Source organism: Rhodococcus sp. MurmanLake-1 (assembly GCF_056945715.1).
In genome coordinates, this window is record NZ_JBWZNF010000014.1 from 101,672 (window position 1) to 128,386 (window position 26,715).

Below are 26,715 nucleotides of genomic sequence, written 5' to 3' on the forward strand. Positions count from 1 at the left end.
CCACGCTGATCGGCACCCGGACCCGCGCGGCGATTCGGCAGCCGCAGGCGTGATTACCCGCGCGGATGCGGAAACACCCTGCGGATAACAGAATCGGGGCCTTGCGCCGTTGGCGCAAGACCCCGAATCAGCGTGAACCTAAATCAGGCCTCGTCGGCTCCGATGATGAACGCTTCGAGCTCGATGCGAGCCTTGTCGTCGGCCATCTGGACCGGCGGGGACTTCATCAGGTAAGCGGAAGCCGGGTAAACCGGTCCACCGATGCCGCGGTCCTTGGCGATCTTGGCGGCGCGCACGGCGTCGATGATGATGCCGGCAGAGTTGGGCGAATCCCAGACCTCGAGCTTGTACTCCAGGTTCAGGGGAGCGTCACCGAAGGCGCGGCCTTCGAGGCGGACGTATGCCCACTTGCGGTCGTCGAGCCACTCCACGTAGTCCGAGGGACCGATGTGGACGTTGCGGTCGTGAACCTTGCCGGCAAGTGCGCCGGTCAGGTTGGACGTCACGGCCTGGGTCTTGGAAACCTTCTTGGACTCCAGGCGATCACGCTCGAGCATGTTCTTGAAGTCCATGTTTCCACCGACGTTGAGCTGGTAGGTGCGGTCCAGCACGACGCCGCGGTCTTCGAACAGTTTCGCCATCACGCGGTGGGTGATGGTGGCGCCGACCTGGCTCTTGATGTCGTCGCCGACGATCGGGACGCCGGCGTCCTTGAACTTGGCAGCCCACTCCGGGTCGGAAGCGATGAAGACGGGCAGGGCGTTGACGAATGCCACGCCTGCGTCGATCGCGCACTGTGCGTAGAACTTGTCAGCGTCGTCGGAACCGACGGGCAGGTAGGAGACGAGGACGTCGACCTGAGCGTCCTTGAGTGCCTTGACGACGTCGACGGGCTCGGCGTCGGACAGCTCGATGGTCTCGGCGTAGTACTTGCCGATGCCGTCGAGGGTCGGGCCACGCTGAACGGGAACGTCCAGGGGCGGGACGTCGGCGATCTTGATGGTGTTGTTCTCGCTCGCGAGGATCGCCTCGGAGAGGTCGAAGCCGACCTTCTTGGCGTCGACGTCGAACGCAGCGACGAACTGCACGTCGCGGACGTGGTACTTACCGAACTTGACGTGCATGAGGCCGGGGACCGTCTGGGTCTCGTCGGCATCCTTGTAGTAGTGGACGCCCTGAACCAGGGACGAGGCGCAGTTACCCACGCCCACAATGGCTACGCGCACCGCGGTGCTGTTCTCACCCATGGTCGGGTTCTCCTTCTTTCCGGGATGTTCCTGTTGTCGATTGCTCGGCTGCGATCAATTCGTTGAGCCAACGCACTTCGCGTTCACTCGATTCGAGTCCGAGCTGATGGAGCTGACGGGTATAGCGGTCCAGCGATCCGCTGGCCCGACCGACGGCCTCGCGGAGCCCCTCACGGCGCTCCTCGACCTGGCGTCGCCTGCCTTCGAGGATCCGCATCCGCGCTTCTGCGGGGGTGCGGCTGAAGAAGGCGAGGTGAACGCCGAAACCGTCGTCGGTGTAGTTCTGCGGCCCGGTGTCGGCGACCAGTTCGGTGAAACGTTGCCGACCTTCCGGAGTGAGCTGGTAGACGCGACGCGCCCGACGCTTGAGCGTGCCGGTGGCAGTGTCGACGTCTTCCGAGATCAATCCGTCGGCTTGCATGCGCCGCAGTGCCGGGTACAGCGATCCGTACGAGAACGCGCGGAATGCGCCGAGCAGACCAGTGAGCCGCTTACGCAGCTCGTATCCGTGCATCGGTGACTCGAGGAGCAGCCCGAGGATTGCGAGTTCGAGCAACTGACAAACCTCCCGAGTCGTTGAACCTAACCGCTTGATGCGATAACCAACTATATCGCGCCGATATATAAAACCACACTGCGGCCCGATACGTGTACCAAGGTGTCACGGATAGACGGCCTCGATTGGCCGCGGGCTGGGTGGACAACTCAGCACTCGACGACATTGACTGCAAGCCCGCCGCGTGAAGTTTCCTTGTACTTGTCGTGCATGTCGGCGCCAACGTCGCGTAAGGTGCGGATGGCGGTGTCCAGTGAGACGTGGTGTGGCTGATCCTCCTCGTTCAGGGTGAGTGTCGCCGCCTGAACCGCGGTGACGGCAGCTATCGCATTGCGTTCGATGCACGGGATCTGTACCAGTCCGGCCACCGGATCACAGGTCAGGCCCAGGTGATGTTCCAGACCCATCTCCGCTGCCTTTCCCACCTGTGCCGGCGTTCCGCCGAGGGCCGCGCACAAGGCTCCGGCCGCCATCGCGCACGCCGAACCCACTTCGCCCTGGCAGCCGACCTCTGCCCCGGAGATGGAAGCGCCCGCCTTCACGACGCTGCCGATGGCAGTCGCGGTCAGGAGCATGTCGACGACGCCATTCATGTCGGCACCTGGCGTCCGAAGGTAATGCTCCACAACTGCGGGCAAGATTCCCGCTGCCCCGTTCGTCGGCGCGGTGACCACCCGGAATCCCGATGCGTTCTCCTCGTTGACGGCCAATGCTGCGAGTTGGATCCGAGAAATTGCGGTCAGTTCGTGCGTGGGTTGGCTGTCCAGAGTCCTGGCGAGTCCGGGGGCACGTCTGCGAACGGCAAGACCTCCCGGGAGTGTGCCATCTGCCCGCGTGCGACCGGCGCCGATGCACGCCCGCATGGCTTCCCAGATCTCGACCGCGTCGGCTTGGGGGTCTCGGCCGAGCGCCCACTCGTTTGCCGCGGCAATCTCTGCGACGGTCACTTCCCGTGATGCGCTGAGTGTAAGAAGGTCGTCGAACGTGCGGTAGGGGTACGGAATCTGTGGTGGCGATGGTTGCGTCTGGCCCACCGTCACTACGAAACCGCCGCCGACGGATAGGAAAGTGCGGTCCTCGATAACTGTGCCGTCGTTCGCTATCGCAGTGAACTCCAACGCATTCGGGTGATCTGGGTGGGGGTCGAACGGGGCAAGAGTGATGTCCTCGTAAGCGACGGTGACCGAGTGGTCGTCGACTGATATTTCGTGCAGCGAACGCGAATGTTCCCATAATCCGTGGACGGCAGCGGGATCGCAGTCGTGCGGTGACCATCCGCGTAAGCCCGCGAGGACTGCGTCGGGAGATCCGTGGCCGACTCCGGTGGCCCCGAGGGAGCCGCGAAGCCGTACCTGAATGCGCGAAGTCCGTGCAAGCAGGTGTGCGTTGCGTAGTCCCGCCACGAACGACGCGGCAGCACGCATGGGCCCGACGGTATGTGAACTCGACGGACCTATGCCTATCGAAAACAATTCGGACATGGACGTGTGTGCGCCCACAGATCCATCAGCACAATATGAGGTATTTAGCACAGATTTCATCGATCTTCTCCGTCTGAAGTGAGTTAAACAGGGAAATTGCCCTGTTTCGAGGATGTTTCGGCAAAGAAAATTCTCCACGGTTCCGTAGATATTTCTTACTGCACAGTTGTAGATTATCCGTACATCACTCGATCGGTTCCGATTCTCACTACTCACGCACTGCAGAGGTGCCAATGAAGACCACTGATTCCTCACTCATCGAGGACCTCACGATCCAACCTGTGCCGGAAGAGCGCCGCACCGGTACTGCCCGCCATCTGTTCTCGGTCTGGTTCGGCGTCCAGATCATGCCCCTTACCCTCGTGATGGGTGTGCTGGGTCCGACTGTGTACGGACTCGACATCGCCTCGACAATTGCCGCGATCGTCCTCGGTAACCTGATCGGTGCGGTCTTCATGGCATTGCACTCGGTGCAGGGATCAAAACTTGGTGTGCCGCAGATGATTCAGGCACGTGGACAATTCGGTATGTACGGCTCGCTGCTCGTGTTGGTCGTCGTCATCCTGATGTACCTGGGTTTTCTCGCGTCTATCATCGTGCTTGCCCGAGACACACTTGTTGCGTTGGTACCCGCATTGAACCCCTCGCTTGCGTTGGTGCTGACTACTGGTCTCACGCTGGTGGCAGTCATCTTCGGTTACGAGTTCATTCACCGACTCAACCGCGCCTTGCTCGTTCTCTTCGGAATTGCCGTCATCTTGATCGCCGTGTTCACCTTCCAAGCCGCCGGTGGAGGGCCCGCGACATCGGCGGATACGAGCTTTAGCGTGATAGGTTTCCTCGGGATGACGTCGATCGCCGCGACATGGCAGATCGCCTACGCGCCTTACGTTTCCGACTATTCTCGCTACCTGCCCGCGGCGACTCCTTCGCGCGAGGCGTTCTGGTACACCTATCTCGGCGCCGTTGTCGGCGCGATTCCGGTGATGACCCTCGGTGCGCTCCTCGTGACCGCGGCAGGCGGCGACGGAAGCGTCGCTCAACTGCTCGACATCATGCCAGGTCCGATTGGCGTCTTCGTTCTCGTCATGCTTTTCCTCGGCGCCATCGACGCGGCGGTGATCAACCTTTACGGCCCGTCCCTGTGCACGCTGACGTTGATGCAAACATTCCGAACAGGCTGGAAACCAGGAGCTTTCGCGCGTAACCTCGTCGCCACCTGCACCGCCGTCATCGCATTCATGGTGGCCCTGCTGTTCGCTGACAACTTTCTCGTCAACTACTCCAACTTCATCCACTTCCTGATGTGCTTGCTCATCCCCTGGAGCATCGTCAATCTGGTCGACTATTACATGATCGCCAAGGGACAGTACGATATTGCCGCGTTCAGTGACGTCAATGCCGGCTATGGGGCCTTCAACATACCGGCCCTGGCTACCTACATCCTCGGATTTGTCATCCAAATGCCTTTCATGTCAGGCGATTTCTTTACCGGACCGGTGGCCGCAGCCATGAACGGGGTCGACGTGTCCTGGCTCGTCGGGTCCGTGGCCAGCTTCTTTCTCTATCTCGCGCTCGTTCGACTCTCCGCCAAGCGCACTCCGGCTCTCGCTGCAGCCGCTGCCTGAAACTTGAACACCGAAAGGAATATTCATGACCGGGACCGAACTCGCCGACCTCGTCGGCGACGGCACTGACCGCCAGCGTCTGATGAACAGCACCTGGACTCACCACATCAAGACTCCGTTCTCACAGGGATGGCGGATCGGGAACCTCGTCTTCACCGGCGGCCAACTCTCGGCGGACGAACACGGAAACGTCCTCGGAGAGGGTGACATCGAGGCGCAGACCCGCAATGTATTCGAGTCGCTCACCACAGTACTGGCCGAGGCCGGTGCCACCTGGGGCGACGTCGTCAAACTCAATACCTACTACTGCTTCGACGGCTCGGGAGACCAGGTTCAGGAGAACTGGGAGACCATGACCCGCGTTCGGATGGAATTCCTCCCCGAAGAGGGGCCTGCCGGTACCGGCGTACGCGTCGCCGGACTCATGTACGACGGCTTTCTCATCGAGGCCGAAGCCATCGCGGTCATCCGCGGCTGATCACCGAAAGGAACATCATGACCAACCCCACGCTCGACGCCCGGAGACTGCGCATCGACAAGGTCACCGAACAACTCTCGCAGACCGGAGGGCACCTGCTCACCGGTGATCAGTACAAGGCCTCGTTGCGCGACGGCCGCCGCATCATCTCCTCACAGGGTGAGGATGTCGAGGATGTCACCACCCATCCCGACCTGCGTGCCGTCAACACCCTGGCCGGAATTCAGGATGCCCAGTTCGCGTCGGAGACCCGCGACGTTCTCACCTACGTGGACGACGACGGTGGCCGACGCGCCATCGGATGGCAGATTCCCCGCACTCGCGCTGACCTGATGGCCAAACGTGAAGCGACGCGGCTGATCACGCAGAAGACCATGGGCATGTACGGCCGTCCCAACGACTACGGCGCAATGATGGCACTCGGCTTCCTCTCGACCATCGACAGGATCGAAGCGGAGAACCCTGAATTCGCGCAGAACATACGCGATTTCGTGAAGATATCTGGTGATCACAACCTGCTCAGCACAGATCTGATCGCAGACCCGCAGTCCGACAAGAGTATTCCGCGAAACGAGCGCCCGTCGCAGTTGCGCATTATCGAAGACCGACCCGACGGAATCGTCATCTCAGGTGCGAAGGTAGCCGGTAGCATCGGTTCCCTCGCACACTTTTTCACTCTCTCGACCACTCTCGGCGGTGGAGTCGGGCCGGAAGCGGCCATCTGGGCGGCGATCCCGGTCAACTCCCCCGGTCTCTCGCTCATCCTGCGCGAGCCGACGGCGAAGATGAACACGCCGCGCAATGATCACCCGCTCGATCACGCCGGTGAAGAACTCGATCAGACGATCATCTTCGACAAGGTGTTCATCCCGCGTGAGTACGTCTTCAGCAAGTACAACCTGGGATTGCTCGACCTGTACTACGAATCCTGTGCGTATTCGCTGTGGTCGGTGATGACGCGCCTGGCCTTCCGGGCAGAGATGTTCACCGGTGTGGCGCAGGTGATCACCGAGATCCTCGGCACCGACAAGATTCCCGGTGTGCAGGCTGCCGTCGCCGACATCACGCTCTACGCACAAACCCTCAAGGCGTATTCGCTCGCCACCGTTCACGAGTCAGTGGAATGGTGTGGCCTGCATGTACCGAACCCGGAACTGACAACGGCAGGCCGTCTCTACTCGATCGAGAACTATCCCCGCATCACCTATCTGCTTCGCGATCTGTGCGGGCAGGCGCTCGTCGCCCGCTGGCCCGAAAAAGTTTGGGATCATCCGGAATTCGGCTCCCGGATGGAAGAGTTCTTTCCTGGAACCGGGGTCTCCGCCCGGGACAAGAACACCTTCTTCAACTTCGTCTGGGACCTGGTCGCGGGTGCTCACGCGGGCCGCGTCGGACTGTTCGAGAACGTCAACGCCACTCCGCCAGCCTTCGTCCGTAACCTCGTCTACTCCAAGACCGATCGCACCGCAGCCGCTCGGCGAGTCCGCGACTACGTGGGGATCGCCTGATGGGCGCGCCGGTGATGGACAGACGCACCGCATCACTTCGTGCAGCAGCCGGCGCCACCCACCCATGTGTGCCCGCCGAGGATTTTGCTGCCTCGATGCGCAAGCTGGCGAGCGGTATCGTGGTGGTGACCACCGAGGTCGAGGGGCGACCTTGGGGGCTGACGCTCAGTTCGGTGTCCTCGTTCTCGGCTGATCCGGCCCGGATCTCGTTGTCGGTGAACAAGACCAATGTCACAGCCCGCTACATCGCCGAGCGCGAGCGCTTCGGCGTCGCAATCCTCTCCGACGACAAGATGGCGCTCGCCGCCGATCTCGCTGCGCCTGGTAAGCCGAAATTCATTGCCGAAGAACAACTGTGCAGCCCTGGACCGCGGTTCTCGCTGCCGGCGATCGACGGGGCCCTGTACAACATCGAATGCGCAGTGGTCTTCATGGTGGAAGCTGTCGACCACGTCCTCGTTGTCGCCGACGTGGTCTCGGCGCGTGCAGGCGCTCACGCGGAGACTGCCGGACCGTTGACGTACTTCGACCGCACCTTCGGCTCGTTCGCCGTGGGAGACCCAGAAGGAGGGATCGTATGACCACGACACCGGATACGGCTGCCAGACAGCAGAGCCCACTGCTTGGTGATCGGCTACTCGAGAACCGTCAACCGATAGTCGATCTGACCAGGCCGGTGTACGAAGGGATGCCGATGTGGTTCGGCCATCAGCGCACCTTCACTCCGGTGAACCAGACACACGAGCAGTTCAAGGCGATGTACGGGACCAAGGATGGGTTCTACGCGCGCAATCTCGTGATCAGCGAGCACGCCGGCACCCACGCCGACGCGACCATCGAGTACGACCCCGACGGCGCCACCATCGACAACACCCCGTTGGCGTACTACTACGGTTCGGCCGTCTGTCTCGATCTATCGCACGTGAAATTCGAAGGCCCCGAACCGATGACACATGGATCGGCGGGTATCGAGGACGTCGAGATCGCCGAGCGGGCGCTGGCCGAGGCAGGTGAGGAGATCAGGCCCGGCGATATCGTACTGGCCTGGTTCGACTACGGCGATCGCTGGTTCCCCGAACGCAAGTACATCGACGAGAATCCCGGATTCTCCTGGGAGGGCGCCGAATACCTCGCGAAGAAGGGTGTGGTAAACATCGGCACCGACTGCAATGCGATCGACAACAGTCTCGACAACAGCTTCGCCGGACACATGGTGTGCAAGAAGTACGGGATCGTGAACACCGAGCATTTGCAGAATCTGGGACAGTTGGTGAACACCCGCTTCGACTACTTCGGCCTGCCACTGCACCTCGTCGGCGGCACCGGCTCGCCCATTCGGGCCGTCGCGATCCCCCGTGCGCGGTTAGGGAGTCCGGAGACTCCTTAACCACGCACAGGGCTGGAGGAATTAGAAGGTCGGTGGAGTGTTCACCCACACTACGCGGGCGGTGACGGTGCCATGATTGGCGTAAGTGTGCGGGCGAGTGCTGGGAAACGTCATCGAGTCGCCGGTGGCCAGAGACACGGTTTCGACGCCGTCGAGAACGATCTCCACGCTGCCGGCGACAACGGTGAGGAACTCTTCTCCTGCATGAGTCATCGGTTCACCGCTGCCGAAACCGGGCTCGATGGTGACCATCTGGGACTGCAACACCGTCGACGACTGGTAAAGGTTCTCGATTCGAACGCCTTCGGCTTCGAGGGGAAGGACTTCGCGCTCGTCGGCGCGCACGATCATCCGATCCTCGGAGGCCGGCATACCGAGGAGCTCCGGCGTGGTCGTTCCGAGCGCATGTGCGATCTGTGTGATGCGTCCGATGCTGGGTTTGCTCAGTCCACGCTCGAATGCGCTCAACGCAGAAGGGCTGACCGCGATTTCCTGCGAAAGGTCACGCAGGCTCATCCGATTTCGGCGTCGAAGCTCCTTGACTCGGGCGCCTATGGCGCCGATGTCGTCTTCGGCGGGTGGGGCGTCGTCCTCGACGTCGCCGTCAAGCGCCTGTCGGATACCGACGACGGTCATGGAGCGGGATTCGAGGAGCTTGCGGATCTTCTCGAGCCGTTTGACGTCCTGCATCGAATACATGCGTTGCCCGGACTCGGTGCGAAGAGGGGTGATCAGCCGTTCTTGCTCCCACAACCGAATTCGTGCGGTAGACACGCCGACGATGCTGGCCACGTGGCCGATCTTGAGGATCGCGGCATCGGTTGCAGACTTCGGCACCGGCTCGTCCGGACGATTCGGGGAACTGGTTGAAGACATGGACCTCGACCTCACGAAAGGGGAAACGGATCACGGTGAACGTGCGCGTAGATCATATAGTTCTCGTACATGGCGACTTGAAGAAAGCCGCACAAATTGTGTCGCAGGTGACAGGTCTCGAGGTGCGTGGCGGTGGCCGCCACGACGGAGTCGGCACCAGCAATCTGATCATTCCGATGGGGGAGACGTACCTGGAACTGGCGACTGTGAACGACCCCGTCGCCGCTGCGCAGCACCCCTTCGGACGACTGGTCTCTGCCGCACTTGAACACGACCGGGCCTTGGCGGCGTGGGCAGTGGCAGGCACTGTCGGCGACGACGCCGTGCCGCTTAGTCGCGCCGGCGTCAGCGTCCGCCTCGTCGGCTGCGACCAGGCGATCATTCGCCCTGACCTACCTTTCCGGCTCGAGCGTCCCGGCGGCCAGGCGTTTCCCGGCGCGACATCTGAGCCGCGCCGACTGCGGGAGATCCACCTGCGCGGACCCGAAGAACCGGGCGGTCTGAGCAACGGACCCACTGAACTGGTGACGACCCGCGGACCCGCAGCCCTTCACTCGTTCGCCCTCGACGACGCGGACGGGCACGAGTTGAGCGTCACCAACGACATCTGGAGCACTCTGTGAGCATCGACATCGTCGCGGTACGTCGCGATCTGCACGCCATGCCCGAAGTGGGCCTCGACCTCCCGCTGACCCAGGCCTACCTGCTGGACCGACTCGTCGAATCGGGAATCGAACTGACGCTCGGCACCGCGATGTCGTCGGTAACCGCCGTGGTGCGCGGCGGCAGGGTCGATCGCTCGAACCCGTCTCAGGTTCCCACCGTCCTGGTGCGATCCGACATGGACGCTCTCCCTGTTGCCGAAGACACCGGACTCGACTGGGCGTCGGGCAACGGGGCGATGCACGCGTGCGGTCACGACGCGCACATGGCGATCGTCCTCGCGGCGGCATTGGAAACCCAGGAGAGGCGAGCCGATCTGACCGGCGACGTCATCTTCTTCTTCCAGCCGGGAGAAGAAGGCCACGGCGGTGCGAAACTGGCACTCGAGGAAGGCCTCCTGGGCGTTTCCGGCGCGCGCCCGGTGGCCGCACTGGGGTTGCACGTCCTCGCTCATCTGCTCGGCGCCGGTGAATTCGCGTCACGCGAGGGTGCAGTGCTGTCGGGTTCGACGCTCGTCGATGTGACCATCACCGGCAGTGGCGGCCACGGCTCCTCCCCTCACCTGGCGCGTAGTCCACTCACAGCGGCGGCGGAAGCTGTTGGTGCCGTGGGGATCGCGGCGTCACACGGCGTCTCGATGTTCGAGCCCGCTGCGGTGGTGTTCGGTGCATTACGCGCCGGTGAGGCGCGAAACGTCATACCCGACAACGCTTCTCTGTCCGGGGTGATCCGCAGTTTCTCGGAGGACACGGATGCGCGTCTGCAGTCGATCGTGCGTCGTACCGTCGACGGCGTCGCACACGCGCACGGCGTCGAGGCTGAAGTGGTGCTGACCCAGGACACTGTGCCGACAGTCAGCAACGGCATTGAACTGGACCGACTGGATGCGGTCGCCGCGGGAGTCGGCACGTCGGTCACTCGATTGCAGCAGCCGATCGGAATCTCCGAGGATTTCTCGTGGATCCTCCGCGAAGTGCCCGGTGTCTTCCTGCTCGTCGGGGCCCGTACCAGCGACGAAAGCCACTTACCGTCGAATCACTCTGCGCGGGCGACATTTTCCGATGACGTGCTCGCCCCCACCCGGGATCTGATCGTGGCGTGGGTGCAAGGGCGTCTGGCAGATCAAGGCGCAAATGGGTAGACGCTCAATGGCTCGCCCGACAGTGTGGTCTCCAGGTGGCCGGAGTCGTCGGCCTCGTTTCTCACGTACATAGAGACAGTCGGCTCGTTGGCTCGGCCGATGGTGGGGTATTCGAAACGGATCTGGTCGACCACTCCGCCCGGAACCCGGAGCGTTTCCGGAGCGCCGGCGATCAGCCGCGCCAGAACCTCGAGATCGACCGTCGACAGGTCGATTGTTCGTGTCCCGGTTTTTCGGGGTGAAGGTGTCGACCAGGATTTGAAGTCACCATCGTAGATGTATCTGACGTAGTTGCCGGGCTGATCATGGGCCACTCGTTCTACGGTTGCGTTTTCGGTACTGAGCGAGACGGTATCGGCGATGGTGTCGCCGAATTCGGCCCGGTAATCGTCGATGAACTGCGCCACGCCGTGGCCGGTCATCAGATTCGGGATCGGTGCGTCGGTCCCGAGCGGTGACGTGTCCGGGTTGGTGGCCGAACCGATCAGCGCCCCGACGACACCGGCGACAAGTACGACGGCCGCAGCAGCTTTCACCGATTTCGGTGGCGCAGGCAGGCGGGGCCGGACCACCTCGGTGTCGAGATATCGAGAGGGGATCTGAAGGTCATTCACGAGAACCTGAAGGTCGTGAATTGTTTTGGCGGACATTGCTTTTGATGTTCGAGACTCGTATTCTCCGGCATGTAGCTGCCCGTCTGCGAGGGCGTTGTCCAGCACCCCACAGGTATCGGCTCGGTCGGAATCTCGTGCACGTTTAGACGGGGAGGGACTCGACGGCATGATCTGATTCCTAATCGGTGAAGGCGTAGACGCGGACGAGTTCGCCAGCGGAGGTGGTATTGACGAATCCGCCTTCGCCGAAGCTGTTTTTCGCCGAAATATCCAGCAGCGGTTCTTCTCCGGCAGTGTACGAAATGTAGTAGACCTGGGCGTCGGGCACATTGACGTGCCGCTGGATCGCCTCGATGTTTCGTCGTACGGCTTCGAGATCAATCGCGTCGAGATCGACTGTCGCAGTGTCGATCTTACGGCTTTCCGGATCGCCGTCCGCAGTGAAGCCGCCGCGAAAGGAGTACTTGATCTTCCGGTTGGGTTGACCGGGAACAGCGAGGGAGAAATAGGCTGCGCTGTTGTTGAAGGTGATCTCGTCGACGACGGTGGAGCCGAACTTTTCCCGCAACCGGTCACGTAAGAGGGCGATCCCTTCCGCGCTCGCCATGAAGGGTGTGGGTATGACCAAGGGCTCCGGGTTCGGGACAACGGCAGGCGCAACTGCGGGCGGCGGCGTCACGGGATCTCGGTGCGTGAGCGAATAAGCCCCGACGCCGACGACCAGCGCTGCCGCCACCGTTGCCGCTGCGAACCACGGCACCGGTCGTTTTGGTGGGCGACGTCGATCGGACGGCGGATTCGCTGCGCCCTGCAAGTCGGCGACGATGGCGGCCAGTTCGTCGAGAGTGCGCGCTTTCGCCACCGCCTGCGCGGCAGCGCGATGCTCGGCGGCGTTCAACTGTCCGTCTCCGAACGCCGCATCGACGACGGCCGCGGTTGTCTCCCTGTCCCGGTTTGCGGCGCGGGTGTTCGGCGGATATTTCTGGGCCATGCCGAGAATCCTAAATTCAAGGCCTGTGCGTCAGAACACCCTGCCGTCGAAGGTCATCTTGCGCACGCCCGTGTACGCCCCGGTGTCGTCGACGACGTAGATGCTTATCACCGGCGCACCCGAATCGGCCAAGGTGATGTGGTCCACGCGGGTACCGGCCAGCGCGGCGGGGGACTGTGCGATCACCGATACCAAGGCGTCGCGGTTCACGTTGGTGAGGTCCATGTCCGTGCTGCCGGCCACCGACGCGGGTTCGTCGGACGGAGTGAGAGTGCCGCGGAAATCGAAGTTCCGGAAGTTCCCTGATCCGTCGACGCGGCCGACCACCGCTCGATCGGGGTAAAACGTCGCAACCCGCACCGTCTCGGAACCGTACGTCGCGACGAACGACGCGAAGACGTCGTCGATGCCGGTGGGAGTAAACGGGGAATCGGCAGGCTCGGTGCTTGCTGTGAACCGTTCGACCACCTCGGCCGGCGGCTCGAGCGGACCGCGTTGGGCTGCAGCCAGTGCAATCGCGCCCGCCACCGCCGCAGCGGCCAGCGAAACGTAGAGCACTTTTCGTCGAAAGGTCACGTGGGGAGATTTCACGCGCGCACGAGGTGCAGCTTCCTGTAGATCGCCGATCAACGACGCCAACTCGACCACCGTCGTGGCAGTTCGCGCTTGCTCGGTGCGATCGAAGTATTCGGCGGCGCCCAGTTGTCCCTCGGCGTAAGCGGCGTCAAGTCTGGCGCAGGCGTCGATACGGTCCGTATCGCGTGCGCGGGTGGCCGGCGTCTTGGAAGAACTCACAGGTTCCAATGATAATTGCTGGTCGCCATGCGTCCGGACCGCAAAATGTGTTCATCGTGACCCTCCCGAACCGTCCGTGGCGGCACGGACGCACGTACGCTGGTCAGGTGCGGATACAGCGGCAAGTTGTGGACTACGCGCTCGCGCGTCGGTCTGTGCTGGCCGAAGTGTCTGCGGGTAGGACCGACGTCAAGCAAGTGTGTGACGCCGATCCGTACCTACTCAGAGCCGCGAAGTTCCACGGCCGGGGCAGCGACGTCGTCTGCCCCATTTGCCGCAAGGAACAGTTGACGCTCGTGTCCTGGGTGTTCGGCGACAAGCTCGGTCAGGTTTCGGGATCGGCCCGAACCTCGGACGAGCTCGCTCGGCTTGCGGAAACAGCAGAGGAGTTCACGGTGCACGTTGTAGAGGTGTGCCGTACCTGCAGTTGGAACCACTTGGTGCAGTCCTATGTGCTCGGCGCAGTACCTGCGCCGCCGCGACCGCGGCGAGCACGCCCACCAAGCCGGCGCACCGCCAGCGAGTAACGCCACACCCGAAGAAGGGCCCGATCGAAGTCTGCACGTGATCGGTCCGTGACCACTGGAGATTTGATTCGTGAGTTCCCCCAGCAACAACAACCCGGGAGGCAACAACCCGGGTGGCCGTCCCGTCGGTCCCAACCGTCCCGCCGGACCTCCTCAGGGTCGTCCGCCGCAGGGACGTCCGATGGGTCCACCGCCGCAGGGCCCACCACCGCAGGGACGCCCTCCGATGGGTCCGCCCCCTCAGGGTCGTCCGCAGCAAGGCCGTCCGATGGGACCCCCGCCCCAGGGTCGTCCGCCGCAAGGTCGACCTTCGGGCCCGCCTCCTCAGAGCCGCCCCGCCGGTCCCCCTCCTCAGGGTCGTCCGCCGCAAGGCCGGCCTGCCGGCCCGCCGCCTCGAGATCGCGCCGCAGGCGCTCAGGCAAACGAACCGACCCAGCGCGTCGCGGCAGCAGCAGCGACCACCCGTACCAACGCGGGCACCCGCCCGCCGGTCGGACCTCCGCCGACGAAGCCGCCGACAGGTGGCTCCGGTGGCGGTGGCAATGACGGACAACCCCCGAAGGGAAGAAAGAGCACCGTGAAGAAGAAGTCCAAGTGGCGCACAGTTCGCCGCTCGGCCTACGTCTTGGTGGCGCTCGGTCTTGTTCTGCCCGTCCTTGCCTTCATGGCGGCGTACATCGTGCAGGACGTCCCCAAGCCAGGTGACCTCAAGACCAATCAGGTGGCGACGGTCTTCGCCGCCGACGGGACCACGGTGATCAGTACTGTCGTCCCGCCGGACGGCAACCGCGTCGAGGTTTCGCTCGATCAGGTACCGCTTCACGTTCGGAACGCCGTTCTGGCCGCAGAGGACCGCGATTTCTACTCGAACCCGGGCTTCTCGATCTCCGGTTTCGCACGCGCAGCCCGAGACAACGTCCTCGGTCGCGACAGTGCCGGTGGTGGCTCGACCATCACGCAGCAGTACGTGAAGAAGGCGCTCGTCGGCTCGGAGCGTTCGCTGACGCGAAAGATGAAAGAGCTCGTCATCTCCTCGAAGATGGCCAACGAGTGGTCCAAGGACGACATCCTCGCCGCGTATCTGAACACCATTTACTTCGGTCGCGGCGCATACGGCATCGGCGCAGCATCCAAGGCTTACTTCGGTAAGCCCGTCGACCAGCTGACCATCGAAGAAGGCGCCGTCCTGGCATCGTCGATTCAGCTTCCGTCGCTCCTCGATCCCGAGACCAACCCGACCGGCGCGAAGTCCCGTTGGGATTACGTGCTCGACGGCATGGTGTCCGCCGGCACGCTGGATCAGGCCGCGCGCACGCCGATGCAGTACCCCGCCTACATCCCGCTCGCCCAGGTCGACAACAGCAGCCAAGGCTCGACCGGACCCGAGGGCCTGATCAAGCGTCAGGTGCTCAAGGAGATCGGCGACGCCGGAATCAGCGAGCAGTTGCTCAACACCGAGGGCTTGCAGATCACCACGACCATCGACCCGCAGGCTCAGGCCGCAGCGGTCGAGGCAGCCCGTTCCAACATGGAGGGTGAGCCGGAGAACCTGCGCACCGCCGTTGTATCGGTCGACCCGAAGACCGGAGCCGTCAAGGCGTACTACGGCGGTGAGGACGGCGCGGGATACGACTTCGCGAATGCCGGACTTCAGACCGGTTCCTCGTTCAAGGTGTTCGGTCTCGCAGCCGCCCTGGATCAGGGAATCCCGCTCTCGCAGATGTACGACAGCTCGCCGCTGACCGTCAACGGCATCTCCATCGGCAACGTCGAAGGTGAAAGCTGCGGCACCTGCACCATCGCAGAGGCGCTCAAGCGTTCGCTGAACACCAGCTTCTACCGCCAGATGCTCAGCCTCGACGGCAACGGCCCGCAGGCAATCGCGGACATCGCACACCAAGCGGGCATCCCGAAGGACATCCCGGGCGTCGGCCCGTCGCTCACCGAGGCTGACGGTTCCGGTCCCAACAACGGCATCGTGCTCGGCCAGTACCAGGCCCGCGTGCTCGACATGGCGTCGTCGTACGCGACGCTCGCCGCATCCGGCACGTATCACGCACCGCACTTCGTCCAGAAGGTCGTTGCCGCCGACGGCACCGTGCTGCTGGACCGCGGCGCACCCGCTGGTGAGGACCGCATCGACGCTGCCGTGGCGGACAACGTGACGGCTGCGATGCAGCCGATCGCGGCGTACTCGCGCGGTCACAACCTGGCCGGCGGACGTCTGTCGGCGTCGAAGACAGGTACTGCGCAGCTCGGTGACACCGGAGCCAACAAGGACGCATGGATGGTCGGCTACACGCCGTCACTCTCGACCGCGGTCTGGGTCGGAACTCCCGACGGTGAAGCGATCACCAACTCGGGCGGCGCGATGATCTACGGCTCGGGTCTGCCTTCGGACATCTGGAAGGACACGATGGACGGCGCCCTCGACGGCACCGACAACGAGAAGTTCCCGACGCCGGGCAAGATCAACGGCCAAGCCGGTGGTGTTCCGGAGTACACGGCACCTGCACCGCCCAAGACGTCGGCGCCGCCGACCACCGCACCGACGACGACGGAAACCACTCCGCCGCCCGTGGTGACGACGACGCAGGTCGAGGTTCTGCCGGGCATCACCATCCCGATTCCGGGGATCTCCCGGCCGACGACAACCACGCCGCAGGTACCAGGGGCAGGCGAGACCACCGAGGAAGAACCGGCAGGTGTGAGCCCCGGCCAGTAGTTGGAGGGTGGTCGGTTCGAAAGACGGTAACCTCGCGGAGTGGCCGCGAATGCTGATGATGCCGAACCGACCTCCCCCGCTCCGCTGGCCGAAGATCTTCGTTCGGCGGATTGGCGGGACGTTCCCAGTCGCAACGACGCGATGGTGTCTGCGCTGTCGGGAACCGTCGGCGGTCCGGTAGGTCGTCACGCACTGATCGGACGCACTCGCTTCTTCACCCCGATGCGAGTGATCCTTCTGCTCGCCGTGGTGTTTTTGGCTTTCGGCTGGTTCGCGAAGGCCGGCTGTATTCAGCAGGCGCCGGTCGGCGAGAGCGGGCAGGTCGGCCTCGACTGGAGTGGCAGCCGTCAGTACGTGGCGATGTGTTACTCCGACACCGTTCCGCTGTACGGAGCCGAACGCCTCGATCAGGGAGCATTCCCGTACAAGACGTCGTGGGAAGAAGTACGCGGCGACGGTTCGATCCAGATGCGGTACATGGAGTATCCGGTCATCTCGGGGCTCTATCAGTACGGCGCGATGAAGGTCGCCAAGGCGTGGGATTCGATCACCTGGCTGCCGGGCGCGATTCAGGTGGCGCTCTATTTCAACGTCGTCGCGTTCGGTTTGGCGTTGGCGTGGCTGGTCACCGTGTGGGCGAGCACCCTGCTGGCCGGACGACGGGTGTGGGACGGCGCGCTGATCGCCTGTTCGCCCCTGGTGATCGTGCACGTGTTCACGAACTTCGATCCTCTGGCGACGGCGTTCGCGGCCGGCGGGTTGTTGGCGTGGGCACGCAAGCGGCCCGTGCTCGCGGGAATTCTGCTCGGCCTGGGCGGCGCCGCGAAGCTCTACCCGCTGCTCCTACTCGGACCGCTTTTTGTCCTGTGTCTGCGCGCGGGCAAGACGAGGGACTGGCTGGTGACCGCACTCAGCGCCGTCGCGGCATGGCTTGCGGTGAACCTGCCCATCGCCGCCCTGTACCCGCATGGTTGGTACGAGTTCTTCCGGCTCAACTCCGAGCGCGGGGCCGATCCCGATTCCCTCTACAACGTGATCGCGTCGTTCACGTCGTGGAAGGGCCTCGACGGTCCTCTCGCACAGGGCGAGTCACCGTCGAATCTCAACGCCGTCTCTCTGCTTTTGTTCGTGGCCGTCTGCATCGGTGTCGGATACGTCGCCCTGACGGCGCAGCGTCGTCCGCGCGTTGCGCAGTTGTGCTTCCTGTTGGTGGCGGGCTTCTTGCTCACCAACAAGGTGTGGAGCCCGCAGTATTCTCTGTGGCTGGTGCCGCTGGCCGTGTTGGCCTTGCCGCACCGCAGACTCCTGCTCGCGTGGATGACCATCGACGCCCTGGTCTGGGTTCCTCGAATGATGTATTACCTCGGGGTGTCCAACAAGGGGCTGCCCGAGCAGTGGTTCACCGGAACCGTCGTGATCCGGGACATCGCGGTACTCGTTCTGTGCGCGCTGGTGCTCCGTCAGATCTACCGGCCGTCGGAGGATCTCGTGCGGTACGGGTTCATCGACGATCCGGCGGGCGGTGTTCTCGATCAGGCTCCGGACAAACAACCTGCCTGGCTACCCGGTTGGTTGAAGCCGTCCAAAGCGAAGGAACCGGAAACCGTCGCGGTCTGAGGTCACCACTCGTCGAGGGTGGTGTACCCGTCCTGGACCGCGCGGGCGAACAACGCTGCCTTCGTGGGAGCCGGCCGCCCGACGTCGCTGTACTTCGTGCGTACCCGAGTGATGTGTGTGTTGACGGTGCAGACGCGTAGGCCGAGTGTCTCGGCGACCTCGGACTTGGAATCCGAACGAAGCCAGGCGAGAAGTACTTCGATCTCGCGGACGCTCAGCTTCGGCTTGTGCTTGCCGTGCTTGGGGTTGCCGACTCGGGACACGTTTGCCTCGATCTTCGGAGAAAAGCCGATTGAAGACATGCGCGCAGCGCCTTTCGACGGAGGGAATGGGCGTCGACTGCCGTATTTGCAGAAGGGCTGCTGAGATGGGGCGCGACTGAGAACGAGTATTTCGATCTAGGCGTCTCAGTGGAACGGACGCAACTCTCTCGATACAGAGTCCATACAACGGACAAATCTCCTACCTGCTCCGATAGAGTGCCTCGCTATGAACTCGAAGGCGGAAGCCGGTAGGCACAATCAGGTCGATCCGGGCCAGATCGAGTCGCGTGGACAGTTTGCTGAGGCGCTCACGGCGTTGCGGAAGGCAGCCGGACTGACGGTCCGCGAAGCCGTCGAGCGTTCGGGTGGTTTGCACGGAACCGTCAGCGGATGGTTCGCCGGCCAACACCTGCCGACGCCGGCGAGTACCCCGATGTTTTTTGCGCTCCTCGAGGCCTGCGGTGTCGACTCCGAGGATGAGCGGCAGCGCTGGATCGGTGCGGTGCAACGAGTGAGGCAGCTGACGGCCAGACGACGCGGCGACGCCACCGTTCCGTATCGAGGTCTCGAATCTTTCCGACAAGAGGACGCCGAGTGGTTCTTCGGTCGAGACGAACTCACTGCCAACTTGGCCCAACGGGTGGCGTCGGCGATACGAGGTGTCGGCCGCAGTCAGTTCATGGTGATCGGTGCTTCCGGATCGGGTAAGTCGTCGTTGCTGCGGGCGGGACTCGCCCCCAAGGTTGCCGAGGGCGATTCACGGTTCGACGGCTGGCGGGTGGAAATCCTGCAGCCGGGTACGGGAGGAATTCCGTCGTCGATTTCCGACGAACCAACCGTCTTGATCCTCGACCAGTTCGAGGAACTGTGGACGCAGTGCGACGGTGATCGGCGCGAGGAAATACTGCGGACTCTCGCGGAACTCGGTGAGAACACCATCGCCGTCATCGGAATGCGCGCCGACTTCTACGGTCTCGCGGCGGAGGAACCGCTTTTGGTGCCGCTGCTCGACGATTCGCCGATGGTGGTCGGGCCACTGACCGACGAACAATTGCGCGAGGTGATCGTCGAGCCGGCGGTCAAGGCCGGGATGACCGTGCAGAGCGAATTGGTTCAGGTTCTGGTCTCCGAGCTGACACCACGCGGCTCGCGTACGGCGAGCGACCCCGGAGCTTTGCCCTTGCTGTCACACGCACTGTTGGGGACCTGGCAACGGTCGACGCGTAAAACTCTGACCGTCTCGGATTACTACGCCACCGACGGGATTGCCGGAGCCGTCCAGCAAAGCGCGGAGGAAGTGTACGGCGAGCTCACAGAGCGGCAGCAGCAGTTGGCGCGCAGGATCTTCCTCCGATTGGTCAACGTCGACGAAGTGACGCAGACGCGTCGGCGTGCACCGCGCACCGAACTCTTCCTCGGTGACGACGTCGACGACGTGAACACCGTCATCGACCGGTTCGCCTTACGGCGCCTTCTCACCGTCGACGAAGAGACGGTCGAGGTTTCGCACGAGGTCTTACTGTCAGCGTGGAGTCGGCTTCGCGATTGGATCGACTCGGACCGCGCCGGCCTGGCGGTGCATCGCCGGTTCACCTACGCGGCGCAGGTGTGGGAAGACAGTGGACGCGACCCCGGCGCGCTGCTCGGACCCGCACGTCTTCACCTGACGGAAGAATGGCTGAACTCGGGTGAACTCGGTCTCCCACTGGAACCGAGTCGGACCCGCGCCGCCGACCTCAACGCCACCGAGCGGGAGTACCTCGCTGCGAGCATCGAGCATCGTGATCAGCAGGAATTTGCCGATCGCCGACGTACACGCGTTCTGCGACGGCTCGTGACTGCGTTGGCAGCTGCGTCGGTGATCGCTCTGGTGTTGGCGGTGGTTGCGACCGTCGCCGGTATCGGAGCCAATCGTCAACGTGTCCAAGCAGATACCGCGCGAGACGAGGCGATGTCGCGTCAGGTGGCCACCGAGTCGATCAGGATGCGCGAGCGGGATCCGTCGCTGGCGTCGCAGCTTGCTCTGGCGGCATTTGCGGTCAACGAAACAACCGAAGCCGGCTCGGCATTGCTGGATGCGTCGGGCGTTCATTCGGCTACTCGCATCATCGGACCGCCCGGCGCGATGAAGGCCCGGATAAACCCAGCCGGAACTGTTGTGGCGGTAAGTGGTTCGGATGGGAAGGTCAGACTTTATCCGATGGTGGACGGTGTGGCCTCAGCTGTTCCGCAGGCGGAGTTCCTCGGAGTCTCGGAGGGCACGGCGCTCTTTGCCGTCGCCTACAGCCCGGACGGACGGCTGCTTGCGACCGGTGGCGCCGGCGGCGCTGCGCTGTGGGACGTGTCGGATCCCGAGAATCCGGTCCGTGGAACTCTTCCCGTCGACGGTGAACGCGTAGTGCAGGACATGGAGTTCAGTCCAGACGGAACCAAGCTGGTCGCCGGTACCTCGACGCCCGACGTCCTGCGATGGAACATCGACGTTTCCGCGAATGCCGTTGCTTTGCCTGCTCTTCCGCACCCAGCTGACGGCATCGTCACCGCGACGTTCAGTCCTGACGGACGTTTCCTCGTGGCAGGCGGGCGTCAATCGACACTTCGTGTGTGGGACGTCGAGAAGTGGGGTGAGGAATCGGCGCCGATCTTCGCGACCGAGCCGAACGGCACCACCGTCCACTACCTCGGTGTCGCCTTCAGTCCGGACGGACGCGAGCTTGCGGCGGGAACCACTGGCAGGGAGGTGGTTCGGTGGGACATGAGCGATCCGGCGCGCCCCACTCCCCTGCCGGCACTGACGGGATTTTCCAGCTACGTCAACGAACTCAACTACGGCAAAGACGGAACACGTCTTGCCGCAGGAAGTTCCGACAACTCCGTGCGCGTGTGGGACCCACGAACCGGGGCGTTGATCGAAACACTTCCGGACAGTGGGGCGGTGACCACCGTCGACTACAGCGACGACGGCCGCAACCTGGTCACCGGAGGACTCAACGGTGTGACTCGCGTGTGGGCTCTACCGGGTCCGGTCTGGGCGGGACCTCGGGACACGATTTTCACCAGTCCCTTTGCCGCGGACGGCTCGCGTCTGGTGGCCGGCGTCGGGGCCAGGGGTGGCGCGATGTTGGCGTGGAACACCGAGGATCTCGATCGCCCCGCGGTGATGCCGGAGTTGAAACCGCAAGGGGACGACTCTTTCAGCGGTGCGTCGGCGGTGTCGGCAGACGGGAACCTGGCTGTGAGCGGCACCGGCGGCGGCGGTGCATATCTTTGGGACCTGAGTGATCCGGCGTCGCCACGGATCTACAGCGAACCCGCGGTGTACGTGAAGGGCATCGTGGCGGTCGTCGCGTTGAATCCCGCCGGAGATCTGCTGGCGGTGTCCTCGCAGGACGACAACAGCATTGCGTTGGTCGACGTTTCCGATCCATCGGAACCGAAGCTGCTGTCGTCGACCGATGTCGGCTCTTACCCGCAGATGATGGCATTTCAACCGGGCGCCGACATCCTGGCGATCGCGAACGCCAAGAACGAAGTGGATCTGTGGGATGTGTCGAACCCAGCGTCGCCCCGGGTGGCGGCGACGGTGGGTGGATTCGAAAGTTACGCACTAGCAGTGTCTTTCAGCGCCGACGGGACGTTGTTGGCCGCCGGAAGTGCGGATCACAGGGTCGCCGTGTGGGACGTACGCACACCGTCGGCACCCGAGGAGCTCGCTCGTCTTCTCGGTCCCGAGGGCGCAATCTATTCGATCTCGTTCAACCGCGCCGGTGATCGGCTCGCTGCCGGTGTCGGCGACGGAACCGTCTGGCTCTGGGATATCGAGACCCCCTCGCGGTCAACACGATTTGCGACGCTGTCCGCCTACCCGGGTCGCGTCAACGACGCTCAGTTCGCCGGCGAGAGTGACATGATCGCGGGCAGCGGGTCGGACAAGACCGTTCGCTTGTGGGGAATCGACCCCGACAGCGTCGTTGATCGATTGTGCCGCACCGCAGGATCTCCCATCACGGAAGCCGAATGGGAGCGTTACCTGCCCGGTGTTCCCTATCAGGATCCGTGCGCCGGCTGACGTGGGTCAGTTCATCCAGAACTCGAGCGCCGGTTCCCGACCCAGCTCGCCTCCGCTGCCGGTGATCACCAGTCCGGCGGAGGTGAGCTGGTACGTCACGTCCTTGTTGGTGACGGTGAATCCGTTGCCGGTGGGCGTCGGATCGTCGAGTTCGATGGTGGCGCCGTCGCTCAGCCGTTGACCCTTGTAGTAGTAGCGGCCGACTCCCGTTTCGCAGATGACGATTCGTGATCCGGTCGTGACGGCGATGGCGACGGCAGGATTGGTGGAGTTGCAACTGGGGCCGCCGGAGATGAAACCCTGACGGTCGGTGCCAGAGACGGTCGGCGCCGGACCGATCGAGGTTGTGACGCGTGGTGGCGTCGTCGTTTTCGGCGCTGTGGTGGGTGCACTCGGTGCCCGAGTCGTGGTCGTGGAGTACGAGTACGGCGTCGTGTAGGTGAAACTCCGCGAACTCGCGTCATTGGCGGCGTTGCCGAAAGCGGCGGCGAGCAGCCCGAAGAACGCGATCCACACGATCACGGCCAGGATGCCGAGTGCGGTGAAGATGTAGCCGATGATCAGTCCGGCAAGGGCGAGTCCGTCGCCTTCTTCGCCGGTCCGTTTGATCTGGCCGCGAGCGATGTGCCCGAAGACGATCCCCAACGGCGCGATGAGGAACGCGAAGACGAGGGCGAGCACCGCGAGTGTGTTCGTCGGGCGCCTGCCGTACGGATCGGGCTGCCCGTACGGAGCCGGTTGCCAATTCTGATTGCCCTGGTACCCGTACCCACCCTGATCGCTCATGAGGTGAATCTTGGCATGGACTTGGCCGAAGAGTGCAGGTGATCGCTAGTTTCGGGTACGTGTCTCGAGCTGAGGTGCGATGGTCGGCCAGTCTTCGTCGGTCATCGCGAACAGCGCTGTTGTACGCCAACTGCCGTCGACGCGGCGTCGGTGCTTGCGCAGCAGGCCCTCGAACTGAGCGCCGAGCTTTGCGATCGCTGCCCTGGACTGTTCGTTGAACTCGTCCGTGTGCCACTCGACGCGTACGGCCTCGAGCTGGTCGAAGGCGTGGCGAAGCAGGAGCAGCTTCGATTCGGGATTGATCCCGGTTCCCTGAACAGATCGCGACAACCACGTGTATCCGATTGCAAGACTGCGGTTTACCGGGTCGATCTGGTACATGGACGTAGTGCCGACCACGGCGTTCGTCGCGATGTTCACCTGCGCGAAGGCGATCCGATTCGGGTCGTCGAGGGCTGCAGAGATGTACCTCTGTGCCTGTTCCCGATCGGTGATGGGCGCTGCGGTCCAACGAAAGATCGCCGCGTCGTCGGCCGCCGCGAGCAGAGCGTCGGTGTGCGCGAAGCCCAGGGGTTCGAGTCGGACACGATCACCGGTCAGCGTCGGTGATTCGAACCATGATGCAGTCATCAGGCGTGCTCCCGTGAGTGAGTCGGAAGGTTGTTGTCGGAGTTCGCAATCTGATCGGTCCCACCGGCAAGCGGATACCGCAGTGGGACTCGCAGGAACAAGAAGAAGAACACGGCGAGCAGGACGACGTGGCCCCACACACTCGCCTGGACGACGGCTTCGTACTTGCTCGGATCGAGATTCATGTCCAGTTGGTAGAAGTACCGGAAGATGCCGATACCCAACGCCGCGTCGGCGATCAGATAGGCGACGATCCAGAACCACCGGATCTTGAACAGTACGAGGAACGGCAGGATCCACAGTGTGTACTGCGGTGAATTGACCTTGTGCAGCAACACGAATCCGCACAACATCGCGGCACTGACTGCAATCCACGGAAAGTAGCCGTCACGGACGTAGCGGCGCCAACCCAGATACATCGCGAGCGCGAACGAGACCAGGATCATGACCGGAGACAGGATGCTCACCAGTGCGTCGTAGTCGGCGTTGAGTTCGCGAACTCCGAAACCGTAGAACGGGCGCAAACCCCAGAACCACACCGAGTTGGTGGTGATGTCGGCGCTTCGCTTCTCCTGGAAGCTGAACGACGCGCGCCAGCCTTCGTACGAGATGAGGGCGAACGGCAGGTTGACGAGGACGACGGTGACGATCGCCGCGCCCGCCGTCATCAGCGCCCCACGAACGTCGTAGCGCTTGCCTTCGGTGCCGCGTAGGAGCACGTAGGCCATGAGCGGCAGCACGAACATTCCCGGGTACAGCTTCAAACAGAAACCGATCGCCAGGATGACGGCCGCCAGAACCGCGCGAGTTCGCAGCGGGATCCGCTCGAACGTCATCAGGAAGATCGCGCCGACGCTGGTGGCCACCACCGGGAGCTCCCAGTTGTGGAATGCGTACAGAACCAGAGGCGGAGTCGCCGACCACACGAGCGCGTACGCGCCGCTCATCTTGCCGAGCATCCACGCCGTGAGCAGTCCGAAAGGAGCCAGGATCAGGGCCGAGTGCAGAAGGAAATCGGTGTCGGTGTGTGAGCCGATACCGCCCAGCCACATCAGAATTCCGCTGAGCACCGGGTATTCGACGGTTCCGCCGGTCAGGAATCCTTCGGGCGTTATGCCGCCGGTGACGAAGGGGAACAGATGCTGATCGATGCCTCGTCCGAGCCAGAGCAGCTGAATGTCGGAGTAGCAGACGTCGATGTTCTTGTTGACGTCGAAGTTCAGGCTTCGGCCGTCGGGCGCGAACGGTGCACCGCCGCATCTGGCCTTGTTGAAATAGCCCAGCGCCATCGTCAGCCCGCACAATCCGACGACCAACGCCAGGATCGACGCCGGGGTCTTGCGGTCTGTTCGCATGATTCTCACCCTAGGGGGCGCAGTGGCTCGCGGGGTGATGCGTCTGCACCACGCGTCGCGCATCGATCTGGTGGTCTTCCCGGAGGGCCGGGACGATTTCCCTGGTCAAGGCCCCTCGTGTAACCTACGAGGGTTGCTGACGCAACGACCCTCCTGCCACGGATAGTCCGTGGCCGTTTTCACTTAGTCCACAGGAGGTGATGAGGTCTTATGCGTCATTACGAATTGATGGTCATCCTTGACCCCAGCCTGGACGAGCGCACTGTCGCTCCTTCACTGGATACGTTCCTCAATGTTGTGCGCCAGCACGGCGGCACGATCGACAAGGTCGATGTCTGGGGTAAGCGTCGTCTCGCCTACGAGATCCTGAAGCATGCTGAAGGTATCTACGCGGTGATCGACATCAACGCCACTCCCGCCACCGTCGCTGAGCTCGATCGTCAGCTCGGTCTGAACGAGTCGGTTCTGCGCACGAAGGTTCTGCGCCACAACAAGTAATTACTGTCGGTAGCGAGCTCTACTCTCGCGCCCAACGGTCTTACATCAATGCAGGAGGAACCACATGGCTGGCGACACCATCATCACCGTCATCGGAAACCTGACGGCTGATCCTGAACTTCGTTTCACCCCGGCGGGTGCCGCGGTTGCAAACTTCACGGTTGCTTCCACGCCCCGCACCTTCGACCGTAATTCCAATGAATGGAAAGACGGCGATGCGCTGTTCATGCGTTGCAACATCTGGCGCGAAGCAGCCGAGAACGTCGCGGAGAGCTTGACCCGTGGTTCACGAGTAATCGTGAGCGGCCGGCTCAAGCAGCGTTCGTACGAAACTCGCGAGGGCGAAAAGCGAACTGTCGTCGAGCTCGAAGTCGATGAAATCGGTCCTTCACTGAAGTACGCCACGGCAAAGGTCAACAAGGCCAACCGTGGTGGCGGCGGTGGAGGCGGCAACTTCGGCGGTTCCTCCGGCGGATCGGGTGGCGGACGTCCGAGCGCTGCACCTTCGGGTGGAGACGATCCTTGGGGCAGTGCGCCTCAGGCTTCGGGCTCCTTCGGTGGTGCGGGCAGCGACGAACCGCCCTTCTGATCCGTACCTGATCAGGAACATCCAGAAAAGAGCAAAGACATGCCGAAGCCGCCCTTGCGCGACAAGGTTATGAAGAAGAAGGTCTGCACCTTCTGCAAAGAGAAGAACACGCAGATCAACTACAAGGACACGACGTTGCTTCGTAAGTACGTCAGCGATCGCGGAAAGATCCGTGCTCGCCGTGTCACCGGCAATTGCGTCCAGCACCAGCGCGACGTTGCCATTGCCGTCAAGAACTCACGTGAGGTAGCACTGCTGCCTTACGCCACCGTGGCTCGCTAAGGAAAGGGA

25 protein-coding genes are annotated in these 26,715 nt (G+C 63.1%); 14 read left to right on the forward strand and 11 right to left on the reverse strand.

What is annotated here, in order from left to right; all coding sequences use genetic code 11:
* Window positions 1-143: 143 nt before the first annotated feature.
* From AC2ETI_RS27765 to AC2ETI_RS27775, 3 genes are all read right to left on the reverse strand, one after another.
* Window positions 144-1,247 (reverse strand): inositol-3-phosphate synthase, encoded by a 1,104-nt coding sequence (locus tag AC2ETI_RS27765; protein WP_003945979.1) that lies wholly within the window; start codon window positions 1,245-1,247, stop codon window positions 144-146.
* Window positions 1,240-1,803 (reverse strand): PadR family transcriptional regulator, encoded by a 564-nt coding sequence (locus tag AC2ETI_RS27770; RefSeq protein WP_003946014.1) that lies wholly within the window; start codon window positions 1,801-1,803, stop codon window positions 1,240-1,242. Before AC2ETI_RS27770 ends, AC2ETI_RS27765 begins: the two co-directional genes overlap by 8 nt.
* A 149-nt stretch (window positions 1,804-1,952) precedes the next feature.
* Complete coding sequence (locus AC2ETI_RS27775; RefSeq protein WP_483634694.1) at window positions 1,953-3,344, reverse strand: L-serine ammonia-lyase; 1,392 nt, start codon at window positions 3,342-3,344, stop codon at window positions 1,953-1,955.
* A gap of 173 nt (window positions 3,345-3,517) precedes the next feature.
* Here AC2ETI_RS27775 and AC2ETI_RS27780 point away from each other — a divergent pair, with 173 nt between their 5' ends.
* Genes AC2ETI_RS27780 through AC2ETI_RS27800 form a run of 5 tightly spaced genes read left to right on the forward strand, consistent with a single transcriptional unit; the run spans window position 3,518 to window position 8,285 of the window.
* The gene (locus AC2ETI_RS27780; protein ID WP_020971379.1) at window positions 3,518-4,912 is read left to right on the forward strand and encodes a purine-cytosine permease family protein; all 1,395 of its coding nucleotides are present in this window, start codon (window positions 3,518-3,520) and stop codon (window positions 4,910-4,912) included.
* Window positions 4,913-4,937: 25 nt separating this feature from the next.
* A complete protein-coding gene (locus tag AC2ETI_RS27785; RefSeq protein ID WP_020971378.1) occupies window positions 4,938-5,390 on the forward strand; it encodes a RidA family protein in 453 nt (150 codons plus the stop codon).
* Window positions 5,391-5,407: 17 nt separating this feature from the next.
* Window positions 5,408-6,898, forward strand: coding sequence for a 4-hydroxyphenylacetate 3-hydroxylase N-terminal domain-containing protein (locus AC2ETI_RS27790; RefSeq protein ID WP_279219176.1), 1,491 nt, complete (start codon window positions 5,408-5,410; stop codon window positions 6,896-6,898).
* Window positions 6,898-7,479, forward strand: coding sequence for a flavin reductase family protein (locus AC2ETI_RS27795; protein ID WP_020971376.1), 582 nt, complete (start codon window positions 6,898-6,900; stop codon window positions 7,477-7,479). The genes AC2ETI_RS27790 and AC2ETI_RS27795 overlap by 1 nt, the downstream gene beginning before the upstream one ends.
* On the forward strand, window positions 7,476-8,285 hold the full coding sequence (locus AC2ETI_RS27800; protein ID WP_081377613.1) for a cyclase family protein: 810 nt from the start codon (window positions 7,476-7,478) through the stop codon (window positions 8,283-8,285). The genes AC2ETI_RS27795 and AC2ETI_RS27800 overlap by 4 nt, the downstream gene beginning before the upstream one ends.
* A gap of 21 nt (window positions 8,286-8,306) precedes the next feature.
* Here AC2ETI_RS27800 and AC2ETI_RS27805 read toward each other — a convergent pair whose 3' ends face one another.
* Entirely contained in the window at window positions 8,307-9,161 is an 855-nt protein-coding gene (locus AC2ETI_RS27805; protein WP_020971374.1) for a MerR family transcriptional regulator, read from the reverse strand.
* A 41-nt stretch (window positions 9,162-9,202) separates the two neighbouring features.
* On the opposite strand from AC2ETI_RS27805, the gene AC2ETI_RS27810 reads away from it, so the two are divergent.
* The gene (locus tag AC2ETI_RS27810; RefSeq protein WP_178377362.1) at window positions 9,203-9,784 is read left to right on the forward strand and encodes a VOC family protein; all 582 of its coding nucleotides are present in this window, start codon (window positions 9,203-9,205) and stop codon (window positions 9,782-9,784) included.
* Window positions 9,781-10,965, forward strand: coding sequence for a M20 metallopeptidase family protein (locus AC2ETI_RS27815; RefSeq protein ID WP_020971372.1), 1,185 nt, complete (start codon window positions 9,781-9,783; stop codon window positions 10,963-10,965). The genes AC2ETI_RS27810 and AC2ETI_RS27815 overlap by 4 nt, the downstream gene beginning before the upstream one ends.
* On the opposite strand, the gene AC2ETI_RS27820 is transcribed toward AC2ETI_RS27815, so the two are convergent.
* Genes AC2ETI_RS27820 through AC2ETI_RS27830 form a run of 3 tightly spaced genes read right to left on the reverse strand, consistent with a single transcriptional unit; the run spans window position 10,947 to window position 13,365 of the window.
* On the reverse strand, window positions 10,947-11,747 hold the full coding sequence (locus tag AC2ETI_RS27820; protein WP_020971371.1) for a DUF1707 SHOCT-like domain-containing protein: 801 nt from the start codon (window positions 11,745-11,747) through the stop codon (window positions 10,947-10,949). The genes AC2ETI_RS27815 and AC2ETI_RS27820 overlap by 19 nt on opposite strands.
* A gap of 10 nt (window positions 11,748-11,757) precedes the next feature.
* Complete coding sequence (locus tag AC2ETI_RS27825; RefSeq protein WP_483634695.1) at window positions 11,758-12,570, reverse strand: DUF1707 SHOCT-like domain-containing protein; 813 nt, start codon at window positions 12,568-12,570, stop codon at window positions 11,758-11,760.
* A gap of 30 nt (window positions 12,571-12,600) precedes the next feature.
* Window positions 12,601-13,365 carry a DUF1707 SHOCT-like domain-containing protein gene (locus tag AC2ETI_RS27830; protein WP_020971369.1) on the reverse strand — a complete coding sequence of 255 codons (765 nt, stop codon included), beginning with the start codon at window positions 13,363-13,365 and terminating at the stop codon, window positions 12,601-12,603.
* Window positions 13,366-13,472: 107 nt separating this feature from the next.
* Here AC2ETI_RS27830 and AC2ETI_RS27835 point away from each other — a divergent pair, with 107 nt between their 5' ends.
* The 3 genes from AC2ETI_RS27835 (at window position 13,473) to AC2ETI_RS27845 (ending at window position 18,234) form a co-directional block, all read left to right on the forward strand.
* The gene (locus AC2ETI_RS27835; RefSeq protein WP_042448217.1) at window positions 13,473-13,892 is read left to right on the forward strand and encodes a DUF5318 family protein; all 420 of its coding nucleotides are present in this window, start codon (window positions 13,473-13,475) and stop codon (window positions 13,890-13,892) included.
* Window positions 13,893-14,469: 577 nt separating this feature from the next.
* A complete protein-coding gene (locus tag AC2ETI_RS27840; RefSeq protein ID WP_019746057.1) occupies window positions 14,470-16,617 on the forward strand; it encodes a transglycosylase domain-containing protein in 2,148 nt (715 codons plus the stop codon).
* Window positions 16,618-16,656: 39 nt separating this feature from the next.
* Entirely contained in the window at window positions 16,657-18,234 is a 1,578-nt protein-coding gene (locus tag AC2ETI_RS27845; protein WP_029256732.1) for a glycosyltransferase family 87 protein, read from the forward strand.
* Between the two features lie 2 nt (window positions 18,235-18,236).
* On the opposite strand, the gene AC2ETI_RS27850 is transcribed toward AC2ETI_RS27845, so the two are convergent.
* Window positions 18,237-18,536: a helix-turn-helix transcriptional regulator gene (locus AC2ETI_RS27850; protein WP_020909716.1), complete on the reverse strand. Its 300-nt coding sequence runs from the start codon at window positions 18,534-18,536 to the stop codon at window positions 18,237-18,239.
* Between the two features lie 187 nt (window positions 18,537-18,723).
* Here AC2ETI_RS27850 and AC2ETI_RS27855 point away from each other — a divergent pair, with 187 nt between their 5' ends.
* Window positions 18,724-22,566 (forward strand): nSTAND1 domain-containing NTPase, encoded by a 3,843-nt coding sequence (locus AC2ETI_RS27855; RefSeq protein WP_483634696.1) that lies wholly within the window; start codon window positions 18,724-18,726, stop codon window positions 22,564-22,566.
* A 6-nt stretch (window positions 22,567-22,572) separates the two neighbouring features.
* Here AC2ETI_RS27855 and AC2ETI_RS27860 read toward each other — a convergent pair whose 3' ends face one another.
* Genes AC2ETI_RS27860 through AC2ETI_RS27870 form a run of 3 tightly spaced genes read right to left on the reverse strand, consistent with a single transcriptional unit; the run spans window position 22,573 to window position 25,337 of the window.
* Window positions 22,573-23,352, reverse strand: a complete 780-nt coding sequence (locus AC2ETI_RS27860; protein ID WP_020971364.1) for a DUF4190 domain-containing protein — start codon at window positions 23,350-23,352, stop codon at window positions 22,573-22,575.
* Between the two features lie 45 nt (window positions 23,353-23,397).
* On the reverse strand, window positions 23,398-23,982 hold the full coding sequence (locus tag AC2ETI_RS27865) for a GNAT family N-acetyltransferase (RefSeq protein WP_069145291.1): 585 nt from the start codon (window positions 23,980-23,982) through the stop codon (window positions 23,398-23,400).
* Entirely contained in the window at window positions 23,982-25,337 is a 1,356-nt protein-coding gene (locus AC2ETI_RS27870; RefSeq protein WP_080910772.1) for a glycosyltransferase family 87 protein, read from the reverse strand. The genes AC2ETI_RS27865 and AC2ETI_RS27870 overlap by 1 nt, the downstream gene beginning before the upstream one ends.
* Window positions 25,338-25,547: 210 nt before the next feature.
* On the opposite strand from AC2ETI_RS27870, the gene rpsF reads away from it, so the two are divergent.
* The 3 genes from rpsF (at window position 25,548) to rpsR (ending at window position 26,706) form a co-directional block, all read left to right on the forward strand.
* Entirely contained in the window at window positions 25,548-25,835 is a 288-nt protein-coding gene (rpsF, locus tag AC2ETI_RS27875) for a 30S ribosomal protein S6 (RefSeq protein WP_003941237.1), read from the forward strand.
* Between the two features lie 64 nt (window positions 25,836-25,899).
* The gene (locus AC2ETI_RS27880) at window positions 25,900-26,424 is read left to right on the forward strand and encodes a single-stranded DNA-binding protein (protein WP_003941248.1); all 525 of its coding nucleotides are present in this window, start codon (window positions 25,900-25,902) and stop codon (window positions 26,422-26,424) included.
* 39 nt (window positions 26,425-26,463) lie between these two features.
* Window positions 26,464-26,706: a 30S ribosomal protein S18 gene (gene rpsR, locus AC2ETI_RS27885; protein WP_003941245.1), complete on the forward strand. Its 243-nt coding sequence runs from the start codon at window positions 26,464-26,466 to the stop codon at window positions 26,704-26,706.
* Window positions 26,707-26,715: the final 9 nt, after the last annotated feature.

Bases quoted from the DNA above. Each gene is read 5' to 3' on its own strand.
- AC2ETI_RS27790 (WP_279219176.1), top strand. From the start codon at position 5,408: ATGACCAACCCCACGCTCGACGCCCGGAGACTGCGCATCGACAAGGTC.
- AC2ETI_RS27850 (WP_020909716.1), bottom strand. From the start codon at position 18,536: ATGTCTTCAATCGGCTTTTCTCCGAAGATCGAGGCAAACGTGTCCCGA.
- AC2ETI_RS27805 (WP_020971374.1), bottom strand. From the start codon at position 9,161: ATGTCTTCAACCAGTTCCCCGAATCGTCCGGACGAGCCGGTGCCGAAG.
- rpsR (WP_003941245.1), top strand. From the start codon at position 26,464: ATGCCGAAGCCGCCCTTGCGCGACAAGGTTATGAAGAAGAAGGTCTGC.
- AC2ETI_RS27765 (WP_003945979.1), bottom strand. From the start codon at position 1,247: ATGGGTGAGAACAGCACCGCGGTGCGCGTAGCCATTGTGGGCGTGGGT.
- AC2ETI_RS27870 (WP_080910772.1), bottom strand. From the start codon at position 25,337: ATGCGAACAGACCGCAAGACCCCGGCGTCGATCCTGGCGTTGGTCGTC.
- AC2ETI_RS27860 (WP_020971364.1), bottom strand. From the start codon at position 23,352: ATGAGCGATCAGGGTGGGTACGGGTACCAGGGCAATCAGAATTGGCAA.
- AC2ETI_RS27855 (WP_483634696.1), top strand. From the start codon at position 18,724: ATGAACTCGAAGGCGGAAGCCGGTAGGCACAATCAGGTCGATCCGGGC.
- AC2ETI_RS27865 (WP_069145291.1), bottom strand. From the start codon at position 23,982: ATGACTGCATCATGGTTCGAATCACCGACGCTGACCGGTGATCGTGTC.
- AC2ETI_RS27785 (WP_020971378.1), top strand. From the start codon at position 4,938: ATGACCGGGACCGAACTCGCCGACCTCGTCGGCGACGGCACTGACCGC.
- AC2ETI_RS27820 (WP_020971371.1), bottom strand. From the start codon at position 11,747: ATGCCGTCGAGTCCCTCCCCGTCTAAACGTGCACGAGATTCCGACCGA.
- AC2ETI_RS27800 (WP_081377613.1), top strand. From the start codon at position 7,476: ATGACCACGACACCGGATACGGCTGCCAGACAGCAGAGCCCACTGCTT.
- AC2ETI_RS27880 (WP_003941248.1), top strand. From the start codon at position 25,900: ATGGCTGGCGACACCATCATCACCGTCATCGGAAACCTGACGGCTGAT.
- AC2ETI_RS27780 (WP_020971379.1), top strand. From the start codon at position 3,518: ATGAAGACCACTGATTCCTCACTCATCGAGGACCTCACGATCCAACCT.
- rpsF (WP_003941237.1), top strand. From the start codon at position 25,548: ATGCGTCATTACGAATTGATGGTCATCCTTGACCCCAGCCTGGACGAG.
- AC2ETI_RS27825 (WP_483634695.1), bottom strand. From the start codon at position 12,570: ATGGCCCAGAAATATCCGCCGAACACCCGCGCCGCAAACCGGGACAGG.
- AC2ETI_RS27775 (WP_483634694.1), bottom strand. From the start codon at position 3,344: ATGAAATCTGTGCTAAATACCTCATATTGTGCTGATGGATCTGTGGGC.
- AC2ETI_RS27795 (WP_020971376.1), top strand. From the start codon at position 6,898: ATGGGCGCGCCGGTGATGGACAGACGCACCGCATCACTTCGTGCAGCA.